The sequence below is a fragment of the Pseudomonas sp. NBRC 111140 genome, from assembly GCF_001320885.1.
Classification (GTDB): domain Bacteria; phylum Pseudomonadota; class Gammaproteobacteria; order Pseudomonadales; family Pseudomonadaceae; genus Aquipseudomonas; species Aquipseudomonas putida_P.
In genome coordinates this window covers 1-13,344 of sequence record NZ_BCBQ01000019.1, presented here as the reverse complement: position 1 = coordinate 13,344, position 13,344 = coordinate 1, and the positions used below count along the sequence as shown (strand labels likewise).

At 63.6% G+C, this 13,344-nt stretch carries 13 protein-coding genes; 3 read left to right on the top strand and 10 right to left on the bottom strand.

Annotated elements, in window-relative coordinates; translation table 11 throughout:
- Positions 1 to 165 precede the first annotated feature (165 nt).
- A complete protein-coding gene (locus APH42_RS08680) occupies positions 166 to 1,446 on the top strand; it encodes an aspartate aminotransferase family protein (RefSeq protein WP_012270172.1) in 1,281 nt (426 codons plus the stop codon).
- Between the two features lie 152 nt (positions 1,447 to 1,598).
- Positions 1,599 to 1,757, top strand: coding sequence for a YqaE/Pmp3 family membrane protein (locus tag APH42_RS29090; protein ID WP_003177654.1), 159 nt, complete (start codon positions 1,599 to 1,601; stop codon positions 1,755 to 1,757).
- 33 nt (positions 1,758 to 1,790) lie between these two features.
- Here the strand turns inward: APH42_RS29090 and APH42_RS08675 are convergent, their stop codons facing one another.
- The 10 genes from APH42_RS08675 to APH42_RS08635 all read right to left on the bottom strand — a co-directional run bounded on the left by APH42_RS08675 (position 1,791) and on the right by APH42_RS08635 (position 12,456).
- Complete coding sequence (locus APH42_RS08675; RefSeq protein WP_060493148.1) at positions 1,791 to 3,614, bottom strand: S9 family peptidase; 1,824 nt, start codon at positions 3,612 to 3,614, stop codon at positions 1,791 to 1,793.
- Positions 3,580 to 4,740, bottom strand: coding sequence for a pyrroloquinoline quinone biosynthesis protein PqqE (gene pqqE, locus APH42_RS08670; RefSeq protein ID WP_060493147.1), 1,161 nt, complete (start codon positions 4,738 to 4,740; stop codon positions 3,580 to 3,582). Before pqqE ends, APH42_RS08675 begins: the two co-directional genes overlap by 35 nt.
- Positions 4,712 to 4,987, bottom strand: a complete 276-nt coding sequence (pqqD, locus tag APH42_RS08665; protein WP_012270175.1) for a pyrroloquinoline quinone biosynthesis peptide chaperone PqqD — start codon at positions 4,985 to 4,987, stop codon at positions 4,712 to 4,714. The genes pqqE and pqqD overlap by 29 nt, the downstream gene beginning before the upstream one ends.
- Positions 4,984 to 5,739 carry a pyrroloquinoline-quinone synthase PqqC gene (gene pqqC / locus APH42_RS08660; protein WP_060493146.1) on the bottom strand — a complete coding sequence of 252 codons (756 nt, stop codon included), beginning with the start codon at positions 5,737 to 5,739 and terminating at the stop codon, positions 4,984 to 4,986. Before pqqC ends, pqqD begins: the two co-directional genes overlap by 4 nt.
- A 9-nt stretch (positions 5,740 to 5,748) precedes the next feature.
- Positions 5,749 to 6,660: a pyrroloquinoline quinone biosynthesis protein PqqB gene (gene pqqB / locus APH42_RS08655; RefSeq protein WP_012270177.1), complete on the bottom strand. Its 912-nt coding sequence runs from the start codon at positions 6,658 to 6,660 to the stop codon at positions 5,749 to 5,751.
- 79 nt (positions 6,661 to 6,739) lie between these two features.
- Positions 6,740 to 6,811 carry a pyrroloquinoline quinone precursor peptide PqqA gene (gene pqqA / locus APH42_RS29085; protein WP_003243383.1) on the bottom strand — a complete coding sequence of 24 codons (72 nt, stop codon included), beginning with the start codon at positions 6,809 to 6,811 and terminating at the stop codon, positions 6,740 to 6,742.
- A 159-nt stretch (positions 6,812 to 6,970) separates the two neighbouring features.
- The gene (gene pqqF, locus APH42_RS08650; protein ID WP_060493145.1) at positions 6,971 to 9,271 is read right to left on the bottom strand and encodes a pyrroloquinoline quinone biosynthesis protein PqqF; all 2,301 of its coding nucleotides are present in this window, start codon (positions 9,269 to 9,271) and stop codon (positions 6,971 to 6,973) included.
- Between the two features lie 62 nt (positions 9,272 to 9,333).
- On the bottom strand, positions 9,334 to 10,128 hold the full coding sequence (locus APH42_RS08645; protein WP_060493144.1) for a carbon-nitrogen hydrolase family protein: 795 nt from the start codon (positions 10,126 to 10,128) through the stop codon (positions 9,334 to 9,336).
- Between the two features lie 14 nt (positions 10,129 to 10,142).
- Positions 10,143 to 11,825 carry an NAD(P)/FAD-dependent oxidoreductase gene (locus APH42_RS08640; protein ID WP_060493143.1) on the bottom strand — a complete coding sequence of 561 codons (1,683 nt, stop codon included), beginning with the start codon at positions 11,823 to 11,825 and terminating at the stop codon, positions 10,143 to 10,145.
- 169 nt (positions 11,826 to 11,994) lie between these two features.
- The gene (locus APH42_RS08635; RefSeq protein WP_012270181.1) at positions 11,995 to 12,456 is read right to left on the bottom strand and encodes an Lrp/AsnC family transcriptional regulator; all 462 of its coding nucleotides are present in this window, start codon (positions 12,454 to 12,456) and stop codon (positions 11,995 to 11,997) included.
- A 134-nt stretch (positions 12,457 to 12,590) separates the two neighbouring features.
- On the opposite strand from APH42_RS08635, the gene APH42_RS08630 reads away from it, so the two are divergent.
- On the top strand, positions 12,591 to 13,145 hold the full coding sequence (locus APH42_RS08630; RefSeq protein ID WP_012270182.1) for a serine acetyltransferase: 555 nt from the start codon (positions 12,591 to 12,593) through the stop codon (positions 13,143 to 13,145).
- Positions 13,146 to 13,344: the final 199 nt, after the last annotated feature.

Here is a 13,344-nt window from a genome sequence, read left to right as displayed (position 1 = left end):
ACCCTTGTGAAGCCTAGTCTATCGCCGTATTCCAAAGGGTTACAGCGATGAATAGGTCGATTGTTACCCCGGATGAAAAACACTTTTGATAGGCAAGGCAAAATATCGAGTGTCGGCGACAAGACCGCACCGTGCCGCCCTTTACCGTGATTGGTTGGAGCCCTGATGAACCTGTTCAACCTGCGCCGCTCGGCCCCTGCCGCCGTCGCCGAGCCTAAGCGTGCGCCGGTGATCGTGCCGCAAGCTTCCGAGCTGTCGCGTGATCGCCTGATGCCCAGTGCCGAGCGTGCGGCGCAGGTATTCGTGCGTGGCCAGGGCTCCTGGTTGTGGGACAACGAAGGGCACGCCTACCTGGACTTCACCCAAGGCGGCGCGGTCAACAGCCTGGGCCATAGCCCCAGTGTGCTGGTAAAGGCATTGGGTAACCAGGCCCAGGCGCTGATCAACCCAGGCTCGGGTTTCCACAGCCGCGGCCTTTTGGACCTGGTCAATCGCCTGTGCCAAAGCACCGGCAGTGACCAGGCCTACCTGCTCAACAGCGGTGCCGAGGCCTGCGAAGGTGCGATCAAGCTGGCGCGCAAGTGGGGCCAGCTGCACCGCAACGGTGCCTATCACATCATCACCGCCAGCCAGGCCTGCCATGGCCGCAGCCTGGGTGCGCTGTCAGCATCCGACCCGCTGCCGTGCAATCGCTGCGAACCGGGCCTGCCCGGTTTCAGCAAGGTGCCGTTCAATGACTTGGCGGCGCTGCACGCGGCGGTGGACTCGCGCACCGTGGCAATCATGCTGGAGCCGATCCAGGGCGAGGCGGGCGTTATTCCGGCTACCCAGGAATACCTCAAGGGCGTGGAAACGCTCTGCCGCGAACTGGGCATCCTGCTGATCCTCGATGAGGTGCAGACCGGTATTGGCCGCTGTGGTGCGCTGCTGGCAGAAGAGACCTATGGCGTGCGCGCCGACATCATCACCCTGGGCAAGGGCCTGGGCGGTGGCGTGCCGCTGGCCGCCTTGCTGGCCCGGGGCACGGCGTGCTGCGCCGAGCCTGGTGAACTGGAAGGCAGCCACCACGGCAATGCGCTGATGTGCGCCGCCGGCCTGGCTGTGCTGGGCACCGTGCTGGAGCCTGGCTTCTTCGCTCAGGTGCAGGACAACGGCCGCCACCTGCGTGAAGGCTTAAGCCGCCTGGCTGGGCGTTATGGCCAGGGCGAAGTACGCGGGCAAGGCCTGCTGTGGGCCTTGCAACTGAAAGAAAACCTGGCCCGCGAACTGGTGGCGGCCGCCCTGTACGAAGGCCTGCTGCTGAACGCACCGCAAGCGGATGTAGTGCGTTTTTCGCCAGCGCTGACTGTGAGCAAGGGCAACATCGATGAAATGCTGTTGCGCCTGGCCCGCGCCTTTGCCCGCCTGCATGCCCAGCAGCAGGCCCGCCGCGAGATGCCGGCGTAGCTGTTTAGCAAGACCGAGAATTCTACGAACCGTCTGGCGTTCCTGCGCATCGCCCCTGGCCTGTTTCATTCGGCCCGGGGCGTTTTTTTTTGCCTGTGGAACCTCTGTGGCGCGCGGCTAGTCTTTGATGTAACCCTTCAGGAGAGACTCGCATGGACTTTATCCGCATCATTATCGCCATCCTTCTGCCACCGCTGGGTGTGTTTCTGCAGGTGGGGTTCGGCGGAGCATTCTGGCTGAATATCCTGCTGACCTTGCTGGGTTACATTCCGGGGATCGTGCACGCGGTCTATATCATCGCCAAGCGATGAGGTTTTCCGGGGCCGCAAAGCGGCCCCAAACTCTCAGTGCTTCAACACCCGGCAATAGAATTTCCACTCTTCTTCCAATGCATGCGCCAGGTTCTCCGCTTTGCGGAACCCATGCCGCTCTCCGGCATAGAAGTGCCCCTCAGCCTCGATCCCGTTAGCCTGCAACGCCGCCAGCATCGCGCGGGTCTGTTCCGGCACCACCACCGCATCCAGCTCGCCCTGGAAGAAAATCACCGGCACCTTGATCTGCCCTGCATGCAGCAAAGGCGTGCGCTGGCGATAACGCTCGGCGTCCTGCTGCGGGTCGCCGATCAGCCAGTCCAGGTAGTCGCCCTCGAACTTGTGGGTGGCACGGCCCAGGGCCACCGGGTCGCTGACCCCGTACAGGCTGGCGCCGGCACGGAACACATCATGGAATGCCAGGGCGCACAAGGTGGTATAGCCACCGGCGCTGCCGCCGCGGATGAACGCCTTGTGTTTGTCGACCCAACCCTGAGCCGCCAGGTATTCGACCGCTGCGCAGGCATCGGCCACATCGCTTTCGCCCCAGCGCAGGTGCAGTGCCTGGCGGTACTCCCGGCCATAGCCGGTGCTGCCCCGGTAGTTCAGGTCGGCCACGGCAAAGCCGCGCTGGGTCCAGTACTGGATGCGTGGGTCGAGCACGGGGTAACAGGCCGAAGTCGGCCCACCGTGGACGAACACCACCAGCGGTGCGGCGCCTTGCGACTGCACTGGCGGGTAGAAGAAGCCATGGGCCTGCTCGCCGTCACTGCCATAGTGGATGGGCTGCGGCAGGCTGATGCGCCCTGCCGGTAGCACCTCGGCACCACCGGCCAGCACACGGACCTCGTGGTTGCCGCGGTCGATGGCAATCACTGCCGGCGGGCTGATAGGCGAGGCGGCAATGGCATAGAGGTGTTCGGCATCCATGGCCAGGTTGCGAAAACGAGTATAAGCACTGGCAAACCGCGCCATGCGGCCATCTTCGCCACGCAGCCCCAATTGCCCGAAGCCATCCTGGAACCAGCTGGCCAGGTAGCTTTGCGGCCCCAGTGGCAGCCAGGTGCAGGTGCCCAACTGCCAAGGCGCTGCTGCATGGTCCGCCGACTTGGCGGGCAAGGCTTGCCAGTGACCCTCGACCTCTCCCCAGGGCTGCCAGAAGCCGTTGCGGTCGGATAGGCAGTAGAGCCGGCCTTCGGCATCGAAGCGTGGTTGTTGCAGCGATTCGTCAGCGGCGGCTACACACTGCGGCGGCCCCCAGTGGCCGCTGGCATCCCGTGTGCGGCTCATCAGGCGGGTCACGGTCCAGGGCTGTGCAGGGCGGTCCCATTCGATCCACGCCAGGCGTTGGCCATCGGCACTCACGGTGGGTGCGGCGTAGAAATCGGCACCCTCGGCGAGTACCTCACGGCGGCTTTCGCCCAAAGCGACGAGGCGATGCTCCACCTGCTCGGCATGGCGCTCCTCGACGGCCAGCACCTGGCTGTCGTGCCACTGCACATCGCCATAGCGGCAGCTGGCATCGCGGGTCAGAGCACGCGGTAGCAAATCGTCCAGCGGCTGGGTGTAGACCTGCTGGTCCTTTTCGTTGACGAACACCAACCCGTCGCCACCCAGGCAGAAGCTGCCACCGCCATACTCGTAGGCCCGGCTGCGCACGCTGAAACCATCTGGCGTCAGGCAGCGGGCCTGGTAGTGCAGCCAGTGCCAGATACGGCAAGCACCATCGGCCGGGCGAAATTCGATCCAGAACAGCCCGTCGGCACTGACTTTGAGTTCGGCGAAGTCGGTGCCGGCGGCCACCGCCTGGGCCGCGCTGAATTCAGCCGCGGGCGATGACACGTGAGTTTCGATCATTGCGGAAGGTCATCTGTTCAATGGCGAGCTGGGCGGTTTCTGCCTCCTCGCGGGCCTTGAGGATGATGCCGTGGTCGGCCGACTTGGCGCATACCGGGTCGGCGTTGCTGGCATCGCCGGTCAGCATGAAGGCCTGGCAGCGACAGCCGCCGAAGTCCTTTTCTTTCTCGTCGCAGGAGCGGCACGGTTCGCGCATCCACTCATAACCACGGAAGCGATTGAAGCCGAACGACTCGTACCAGATATGGTGCAAGTCATGCTCGCGCACATTGGGGAATTGCACCGGCAGCTGGCGCGCGCCGTGGCAGGGCAGGGCGGTGCCGTCCGGGGTGATGGTGAGGAACAGGTTGCCCCAACCATTCATGCAGGCTTTGGGGCGTTCTTCGTAGTAGTCCGGGGTAACGAAGATCAGCTTGCACGGGTTGCCCTCGGCCTTGAGTTTGTCCCGGTATTCGTTGGTGATGCGTTCTGCCCGCTCGAGCTGCACGCGAGTCGGTAGCAGGCCCAGGCGGTTGAGGTGCGCCCAGCCGTAGAACTGGCAGGTGGCAAGCTCGACGAAGTCGGCCTCCAGGGCAATGCACAGCTCGATGATGCGGTCGATCTTGTCGATGTTGTGCCGATGGGTGACGAAGTTGAGCACCATCGGGTAACCGTGGGCTTTCACCGCGCGGGCCATTTCCAGCTTTTGTGCAAAGGCCTTCTTCGAGCCAGCCAGCAGGTTGTTCACCTGCTCGTCGCTGGCCTGGAAGCTGATCTGGATATGGTCCAGGCCGGCCTTCTTGAAATCGGCGATGCGCGCCTCGGTCAGGCCAATGCCCGAGGTGATCAGGTTGGTGTAGTAACCCAGCCTGCGAGCCTCGCCAATCAGCTCGGCAAGGTCCTGGCGCACCAGCGGTTCACCGCCAGAGAAGCCGATTTGCGCGGCGCCCATTTCCCGTGCTTCAGCCATCACCTTGAACCACTGTTCGGTGCTCAGCTCTTGGCCCTGGGCGGCGAAGTCCAGCGGGTTGGAACAGTACGGGCACTGCAGCGGGCAGCGGTAGGTGAGCTCGGCCAGCAGCCACAGCGGCAGGCCGACCGCAGGCGTAGGCGGCAACTCAGGCGAGGACGATCCAGTGTTCGGCACGGGCCACCTCCATGAATTGCTCGATGTCATCGGCCACTTCCGGGACATCGGGGAATTGCTGTTCGAGTTCGCTGATGATCGCTGCCACGTCACGCTGGCCGTCGATCAGGCCACCGATCAGGCTGGCGCTTTCGTTGAGCTTGATCATGCCCTCGGGGTACAGCAACACATGGCCCTTTTGCGCCGGCTCGTACTGGAAGCGGTAGCCGGGGCGCCAGTTCGGCACTTGATTGCGATCAAGACTCATAGGGTGATCCCCTTGTGCCACACCCGGTCCTGGGTGACGGAGTGATAAGGCGGGCGGTTCAGCTCGTAGGCCATGCTCATGGCGTCGAGCATGCTCCAGAGGATATCCAGCTTGAACTGCAGGATCTCCAGCATACGCTCCTGGCCCGCGCGGGTGGTGTAGTGCTGCAGGGTAATCGCCAGGCCGTGCTCCACGTCGCGCCGGGCCTGGCCAAGGCGGGTGCGGAAGTACTCGTAGCCGGCCGGGTCGATCCACGGGTAGTGCTGTGGCCAACTGTCCAGCCGCGACTGGTGGATTTGTGGGGCAAACAGTTCGGTCAGCGAGCTGCTGGCGGCTTCCTGCCAGCTGGCGCGGCGGGCGAAGTTGACGTAGGCGTCCACGGCAAAGCGTACGCCGGGCAGTACCAGCTCCTGGGAGCGCAGCTGGTCGGGGTCGAGGCCGACGGCCTGGCCCAGGCGCAGCCAGGCTTCGATGCCACCGTTCTCGCCGGGTGCGCCGTCGTGGTCGAGCAGGCGCTGGATCCACTCTCGGCGCACTTCGCGGTCCGGGCAGTTGGCCAGGATCGCGGCATCCTTCATCGGGATGTTGACCTGGTAGTAGAAACGGTTGGCCACCCAGCCCTGGATCTGCTCGCGGGTGGCGCGGCCTTGGTACATCGCCACATGGTACGGGTGATGGATGTGGTAATAGGCGCCTTTGGCGCGCAGAGCCTGCTCGAATTCGGCAGGGGACATGGGCAGTGCGTCGCTCATCGGGCCTCCTTACAACTCGATGCTCATGCCGTCGAAGGCAACTTCCACACCGCGGCGCAGGACTTCGGCGCGCTCGGGGGAGTCTTCATCGAGAATCGGGTTGGTGTTGTTGATGTGGATAAGCACTTTGCGCTGGCGCGAGAAGCCGTCCAGCACTTCGAGCATGCCGCCAGGGCCATTTTGCGCCAGGTGGCCCATCTCGCGGCCGGTGCGGGTGCCGACACCACGGCGCTGCATTTCATCGTCCTCCCACAGGGTGCCGTCGACCAGCAGGCAGTCGGCGTCGTGCATCATCGCCAACAGCTTGCCGTCGACCTGGCCCAGGCCTGGGGCGTAGAACAGCTTGCCGCCGGTACGAGTGTCCTCGACCAACAGGCCCAGGTTGTCGCCTGGGTGCGGGTCGAAACGGTGCGGCGAGTACGGCGGTGCAGCGCTGCGCAGGGGGAAGGGGGTGAACTTGAGGTTGGGGCAGGCCTCGATGACGAAGCTGCCTTCCAGCTCGATGCGGTTCCACTGCAGGCCACCGTTCCAGTGGCTGAGCATGTTGAACAGCGGGAAACCGGTGGTCAGGTCCTGGTGGACCATGTCGGTGCACCACACTTGGTGCGGGCAACCTTCGCGCAGGCTGAGCAGGCCAGTGGTGTGGTCGATCTGGCTGTCCAGCAGGACGATGGCGTTGATGCCGGTGTCGCGCAGGGCCCGGGCCGGTTGCATGGGCGCAAAGGCCTGCAGTTGGGCGCGGATGTCGGGCGAGGCATTGCACAGAACCCAATGCACGCCGTCGTCGGACAGGGCGATGGACGACTGGGTGCGTGCCGTGGCGCGCAGGGTGCCGTCACGGTAGCCCTTGCAGTTGACGCAGTTGCAGTTCCACTGTGGGAACCCGCCACCGGCGGCGGAGCCGAGAACCTGGATGTACATGGCCACTCTCTATGCAAAAAACCGGATCGGAAAAACGAAAACGCCCCGGCAGGCCGAGGCGTGAAACCCTAAGCCGGGCTTAGCGGTTAGCGAAGTACATGGTGACTTCGAAGCCGATACGCAGATCAGTGTATGCAGGTTTGGTCCACATGGAATTACTCCTTCCGGATGAGGGTTGGGATGCTCAGCTACTACTTGGGTACCGCCACGCGTCGGCAGTTCCCTGAAACTGGGATTGCGCTATCTTACAAGAAAAATTTGTACCGAAAGGTTAATTATTCGAAAAGCGCCGTTGCAGTTCGCGTAACAATCATCGTGCAGCGCCTTGCCAGGAAGGGTTTGGCGCGGCAGCGTTGGCCAGGCATAGCCAAGTGGAACCTGTGTCGAGCAGGTTGCTCAGCAGGTGGTCCAGATCCGTCTGCCACGTGTTCAGGATAGCCCTGCGCAGTGCATCCAGCCTGCCGGGTTGTGTAGCCAGGTGTGTCTGCCACGCCCATTCGGCGACGTCGGCATTGGCCATGGCGGGCTCGTCGAATTGCTCGGCCAGGGCTTGGCGGGCGGCCGGGTCCAGGGTGACACCCTGGCGCAACAGGGCGAGCAGGTGGTCGAGGACCTGCGCTTGGCCGGTATGGGGGGACTGCACGCCGAACAGTAGACCGCCGACCCCCTCGACCTGACGAAAGGCGCTGAACACCGCGTAGCCGAGTTGCAACTCTACCCGCAGGCGTTGGTAAACCGGCCCCTGCAGCAGTTGCGCTAGCAGGCGGCCTGCGGCTTCGCTGGCGGGAGGCAGCGGGCAGAACAGCAGCAGGGCATATTCGCTGCCAGCCACTTCGGCATGCTGCCAGCGACGGTTGGCCCATGTGGGCAGGGAGCCAGGCCGTGCGCCTTGCCCGGGGCAGTGCTGCAACGCGGTAGCCAAGGCGTTCAGCGCGGCATCGTCGAAGCCCGCAGCCAGGCCATGCCAATTTGCGTGCTGCCACAGGCTGTCGAGTTGCTGCTGTTTCAGCGTGCCGGCCGGTGCCGCTGTGGGCGGGGTATGCAGCACCGTGTCTGGCAGTTGCTTGAGCAAGGCCCTGATAGGGATCAGTGCCGGGGGCGGCGCCGCGCTGGGCAGCCAGCAACTGGAAGGGGGGGTGAGCATCAAAGCCAAGGCCTGCGGCACTGCGCGCAGCACCGCGGCCGGCAGCCCGGCGCAGCGCAACTGCCAGTATTCCCCTGCGGTGGTGTATTGCAGTTGCACCGAGGCGCGTTCACATCGCTCCTGCAGCGGCGCGAGGGCCTGTTCAAGCACGCCCTGCAAGCGCTGGCGCACAGCCGAAGGCACGTGCCAGCGTAAGTAGAGTGCCGCATATTGGCGGGTGCCGGGGAGCTGGTCACTGATCGTCAGTGCGTTCGGTAGAGGCTGCGCCATGGCGGTGGGTAAGTCAGCCATCAGCAACGGCTCGACCGTGGGTATCTGCCATTGCCCATGATTGCTGCATGGCAGGTCATCCAGCAGGGCACGAAGGGCCTGCAAACCTTGTGTATCCAACTGGCTGAACGGCAACCCGGTACTGTCCCGGCGGGCCAGTTCAAGTGCGCTGGCACTGCGTTCGCCGCTGTGCTGCAGCAAGCCGAAGTCACGGTTCAGCTGTGCGAGATCGGCTTGTCGGATGAAATTGAACCAACCGTGCAGCAGGTCATTGGCTTCATCTGGGCAGGCGTCGGAGCTGAGCTTCAGGTCCAGGTGCCACAGCAACTGCCCGGCGAAGGCATACAGCTTTTCGGCCTTGAAACCTTGCAGCCAGCCACGCTCGCGCAGTGTACCCAGCCAGGTACCTGGGCGGCTGTCATTCAGGCAGGCAATCAGCAGTTCCAGCGCCTGCTCGGCACCTGCCGGAAGGTGCTCGTGGATAAAAGCCAGTGGCATAGTCGCCGCCGACAGGGGCGGTGGCTGAAGGTGCGGTACTCGCGTGCCCGTGGCGAACTGCTGAGCATGCTGCCGGCCCAGTTGCTCCAGTTCAACCAGCGGTTGCGGGCCGCACAGGCTCAAGACGATCTGGCCGCCTTGGTAAAAGCGCCGGTGAAAGCCCCCAAGCGCTTGCTGGAAGGCCGGGTCCTGCAGGGCCAGGGTGTATCGGTTGCCGGCATGAAAAGCGCTCAGCGGATGAGCGGGCGACAGCGTCTGCAGCAAGGCGAATTGCTGCTGGGCCTGTGGGTTGCGCGACCAGGCGATGAACTCGGCGTGAATCACTTCGCGCTCGCGGCGTTGGCGCGCGATGCCCAGGTCAGGCTCGGCCAGCATCTGGCACAGGCGCTCGAGGCCTGCGGCCAAGGCATTAGGCGGGACTTCGAAGAAAAAATCGGTGGTGCGTTCACGGGTACTGGCGTTGACCTGGCCACCGAGGGCCTGCACGTAGCGCATCAGGCCATCGTCCAGGGGGAAGCGCGGGGTGCCGAGGAAGAACAGGTGCTCGAGGAAGTGGGCCAGCCCTGGCCATTTTCCCGGCGCGTCATGGCTACCCGCGTGCACCCGCAATGCGGCGGCCGCGCGCTTCAGGCGCGGGGCATGGCGCAGGGTAAGCTGCAGGCCGTTGGCGAGGGTGAGGTGGCGGGTGGCGTCAGGCATGGGGGCTCCGGTTGCTGCTGTCCATGCTAACCCATTTGTGTAGCGGGCCCGCGAAAGGGCTATCAGCCTTTACGCAGGTGAAGCTCCTGGCGCAAATCGTTCAGATAAGGAAACGCCAAGCGCCCCTGCACCACCTGATCATGTTCAAGCTCCGCCAACAACTGGCATTCATCCTGCCCGGCCATGGCTAGCACACTGCCATCCGGCCCGATGAGGCTGCTCTGCCCGCAGTAGTGAATCTCGTCTTCCGCACCGCAATAATTGGCATACACCAGGTAACACTGGTTCTCCTGCGCCCGCGCCCTCACGGTCACCTGGCAGGTAAAGTCGTACGGCGTCATGTTCGCGGTCGGCACCAGTATCAGCTCTGCGCCATCGAGCGCCAGGCGCCGAGCGTTCTCCGGGAACTCGATGTCGTAGCAGATCAGCAGGCCGACTTTCCAACCGTCAAATTCCACCACCGGGGACAGGTCGGCGCCTGGGCTGAACATCGAGCGGTCCAGGTCACCGAACAGGTGGGTCTTGCGGTAGTTGCTGAGGCTGCGGCCATGCGCATCGATCAACTGTACGCTGTTGTAGATTGCCCCGTCGTCGCCGCGCTCGGGGTAGCCATAGACGATAGCGATGCGCTGCGCCTGGGCGATCTCCACCACCGCCATCGCCGTCGGGCCATCGTCGGCTTCAGCCAGGCGCTCGACCTGGGCCAGGCCGATGTTGTAGCCCGTCAGGAACATTTCCGGACACACCAGCAACTGTGCGCCGCGTTCGGCCGCCAGCTGCGCCTGGTGGCGCAGCCGTTGCAGGTTGCCGGGCACGTCCAGTGGCTTGGGTGCACCCTGGAACAGAGCGATGCGCATGGTGCCTCCTTGTCTCAGTCTGCCAGGGCGATCGGGCCGATTTCGTCGAACACGTCGCCTGGGCCGGGGTTGTCCGGGTGGGTGTGGCCACCGAAGTGGTTCATGATACCCCACACCGCATTCAGCGACGTTTGCACCGCGCCTTCCACCCAGGCCGGGGTCCACGACACGTCGTCACCGGCAATGAAGATGCCGCGCTGCTCGGCGGGCATGTCCTGCTGCATGAAGTGCGCGTACATGCGCTGGTTGTAGCGGTAGTGGCCCGGCAGCGCCCCCTTGAAAGCGCCAAGGAAGTGCGGGTCGGCTTCCCAGGAAATGGTGATCGGGTCGCCGATGATGTGCCCTGCGATGTCGGTTTTCGGGTAGATCTTCTTCAGCGCATCCAGGGCCAGCTGCACGCGCTTTTCCACCGGGTGCGGCAGCATCTTCAGCGCATCGCTCATCCAGGCGTAGGACAGGCAGATCACCCCCGGCTTGTCGTCACCGTTGTCGAACAGGTAAGTGCCGCGGGTAAGCCGGTCGGTGAGGGTCATGCTCATCAGGTCGCGGCCGGTTTCCGGGTCCTTGTCCTTCCAGAACGGCCGGTCGACCATGACGAAGGTCTTCGACGACTGCATGTAGCGGGTGCGGTCCAGAGCCATCCACATTTTTTGCGAGAACAGCGATTCCTCGCAGTCGATCTGGGTGGTCAGCAGCCAGGTCTGGCAGGTGGCGAGTACCGCGCTGTAGTGGCGGGTGTCGCCCCAGTTGTCGGTGACCGCCAGGCGTCCATCGGAAGCGCGGGCAATGCGCTTGACCCCGGTACGCGGCGCGCCGCCGTGCAACGTGCTCAGGCTGGTGCCCTGCGGCCAATGCACGCAGCGCTCCGGTACATGGCGCCAGATGCCTTGCGGCACTTGTTCCACACCGCCGACCACCAGGTGCTGGTGGTCGTCGCAGTTGGTCATCACCACGCGGAAAATTTCCAGCATCGAGTTGGGGAAGTCCGAATCCCAGCCACCGGTGCCGAAACCGACCTGGCCGAACACTTCGCGGTGCTGGAAGCTCAGCTTGGCAAACGAGCGCGAGGTGGCGACGAAGTCGTAGAAGGTGCGGTCGTCCCACAGCGGCACCAGCTTGTTCCACAGTGCCTTCAGGCGCGGTACGTCGCGGTCGCGGATGGCTTGCTGGATTTCGGCGAACTGGGCGCCGCTTTCCAGCGCATCAGCCCAGGCATCGGCCACTTCATGAAACAGCTTGGGCAGGTCGCTGGTTTTTTCGGCGTAGTAGGTCTGGCCTTCCAGGTCGATCACCGTGCTGCCCGAGGCCGGGGTCAGCGGGTTGGGGAAAGGCTTGGTTTCCAGGCCCAGCTTGTCCACGTAGTGATAGAAGGCCGTGGACGACACCGGGAAGCGCATGCCACCCAATTCGGCGATGATCCCATCGGTGCCGTTGAAGGCTTGCGAGCGCAGCCGGCCACCCAGCTTGGAAGCCTCGTACACCACCGGTTTGAGGCCCAGCTTCATCAACTCGTAGGCCGCCACCAGGCCGGCGATACCGGCACCTATGATGGCTACTTCTTCACCCTGGCGATCAACCGGAATGCTGCCCAGGCCCGCGGGGTGCTCCAACCAGTCGTCGAAAGCGAACGGGAAGTCCGGGCCGAAGATGGTGATCGGCTTCTTGCCGTCGGCGGGGTGGCGGTTTTTCTTGTTCATGAAGTGACCTTGCCAGAGAGGCTGCGCGGGGAGCGGAGCCTGAGTATAGGAGATGCCTGGGGGTCATTTTAGGGCGTGGGGTTTTCGTAATTAAGGCGCAGAGTGGTGTCTGAATGTAGTTTGTTTCGTCGGAATAACATGCGTCATATACATTACGACGACTTAGAAATCAGAGCGGCTGCCCGCGATCTACCTTGCTACTGAGAATGATCGACGTGGTGGTCTTCTCCACGCCGTCGACACTGCCGATCTGGTCAAGCAACTGGTCAAGCTGTTCGGGCGAGTCCGTACGCAGCCAGGCCACGTAGTCGAATTCTCCGCTTACCGCACACAGCTGCTGCACCTGCCCCATGGCACTCAGGCGCCGCACAACTTCCTTGCCGGAACGCGGCTGTACTTTGATCCCCACGTACGCCTGCAGCCCGCCGCCTATCACACTCTGGCCCAGGCGCACGCCATAACCGGAGATGACTTTGTTCTTCTCCAGCCGCTCCAGGCGTGAGTTGACGGTGGTACGGGCAATGCCCAGCTGGCGGGCGAGGGTGGCGACGCTTTCGCGGGCGTTGATCTGCAACAGGGCGATCAGCTGGCGATCGATTTCATCCAGCGTGATGGAGCGGGAATCCGACATGGCGAGTCTCTGCGGTTGGCCCGCTAGCCTAGCCAGCCAATGCCGATGAGGGCAAGGGCCGTCACAGCTGACCACGCTGGCCCGATGACTTTGCCTTCGGCATGATGAAGCGCTAGTCCAACGAGAACCTCAGCGTGAACCTCGACCACCTGCTCGAATGCTGGCGACTGGAAGTCTCCAACAAGAAAAGGCCCGGACGCCGAATCAGTTTGCTGTTCAACGTGCTGCGCCGCGCCCGCAAGGACAACAAACTGCGTTTTCTCTTTGCCTACCGCCTGGCCCAGTACCTCGACGCCCATGGTGGCCTGGCACGGCGTCACGCCCGGCGCATGCAACAGCGGCTAAACCTCAAGTACGCCGTGGACATCGATATAGGTGCACACATCGCGCCCGGCCTGCGCATCGCGCACCTACCGGGGGTAGTGATCACCCGGCACGTGCGCATCGGGCGCAATTTCTTCATCCGGCAGAACTGCTCGATCGGCATCAAGACCCTTGGCCTAGAGGAATACGCGCTGCGCATTGGCGACAATGTGAGCATGGGCGCCAATAGCTGCATTGTTGCCGATCGCATCGATATTGGCGACGACGTGGTGATTGGCGCTATGTCGCTGGTTACGCGGGATATTCCGGCTGGCATGACCTTCTACAACCAGCGGCAGGTAGTGATGCGGCCGAGTGCGCAGTAGTTATCAGCTTAAAGTTTTTGCAGCGGTGGGCGCCGTGGATGTTGGGGCAGAGTGGGAGTGCTCCCAAGGGTTCTTCTAGCACTGGCTAGCGAGGCGGATGGCGCCTGGACGCTATGGTGGCTGGTTGATATCTTTGCCGCCGCCACCCACCCGGGAACGCTCTCGCACAAGGACTCGCAATGAACAAGATGATGGTAAG

What these genes read in the sequence shown, in the direction of transcription:
- APH42_RS08680 (WP_012270172.1), top strand. Translation starts at nt 166, where the DNA reads ATGAACCTGTTCAACCTGCGCCGCTCGGCCCCTGCCGCCGTCGCCGAG.
- APH42_RS29090 (WP_003177654.1), top strand. Translation starts at nt 1,599, where the DNA reads ATGGACTTTATCCGCATCATTATCGCCATCCTTCTGCCACCGCTGGGT.
- APH42_RS08675 (WP_060493148.1), bottom strand. Translation starts at nt 3,614, where the DNA reads ATGATCGAAACTCACGTGTCATCGCCCGCGGCTGAATTCAGCGCGGCC.
- pqqD (WP_012270175.1), bottom strand. Translation starts at nt 4,987, where the DNA reads ATGAGTCTTGATCGCAATCAAGTGCCGAACTGGCGCCCCGGCTACCGC.
- pqqC (WP_060493146.1), bottom strand. Translation starts at nt 5,739, where the DNA reads ATGAGCGACGCACTGCCCATGTCCCCTGCCGAATTCGAGCAGGCTCTG.
- pqqB (WP_012270177.1), bottom strand. Translation starts at nt 6,660, where the DNA reads ATGTACATCCAGGTTCTCGGCTCCGCCGCCGGTGGCGGGTTCCCACAG.
- pqqF (WP_060493145.1), bottom strand. Translation starts at nt 9,271, where the DNA reads ATGCCTGACGCCACCCGCCACCTCACCCTCGCCAACGGCCTGCAGCTT.
- APH42_RS08645 (WP_060493144.1), bottom strand. Translation starts at nt 10,128, where the DNA reads ATGCGCATCGCTCTGTTCCAGGGTGCACCCAAGCCACTGGACGTGCCC.
- APH42_RS08640 (WP_060493143.1), bottom strand. Translation starts at nt 11,825, where the DNA reads ATGAACAAGAAAAACCGCCACCCCGCCGACGGCAAGAAGCCGATCACC.
- APH42_RS08635 (WP_012270181.1), bottom strand. Translation starts at nt 12,456, where the DNA reads ATGTCGGATTCCCGCTCCATCACGCTGGATGAAATCGATCGCCAGCTG.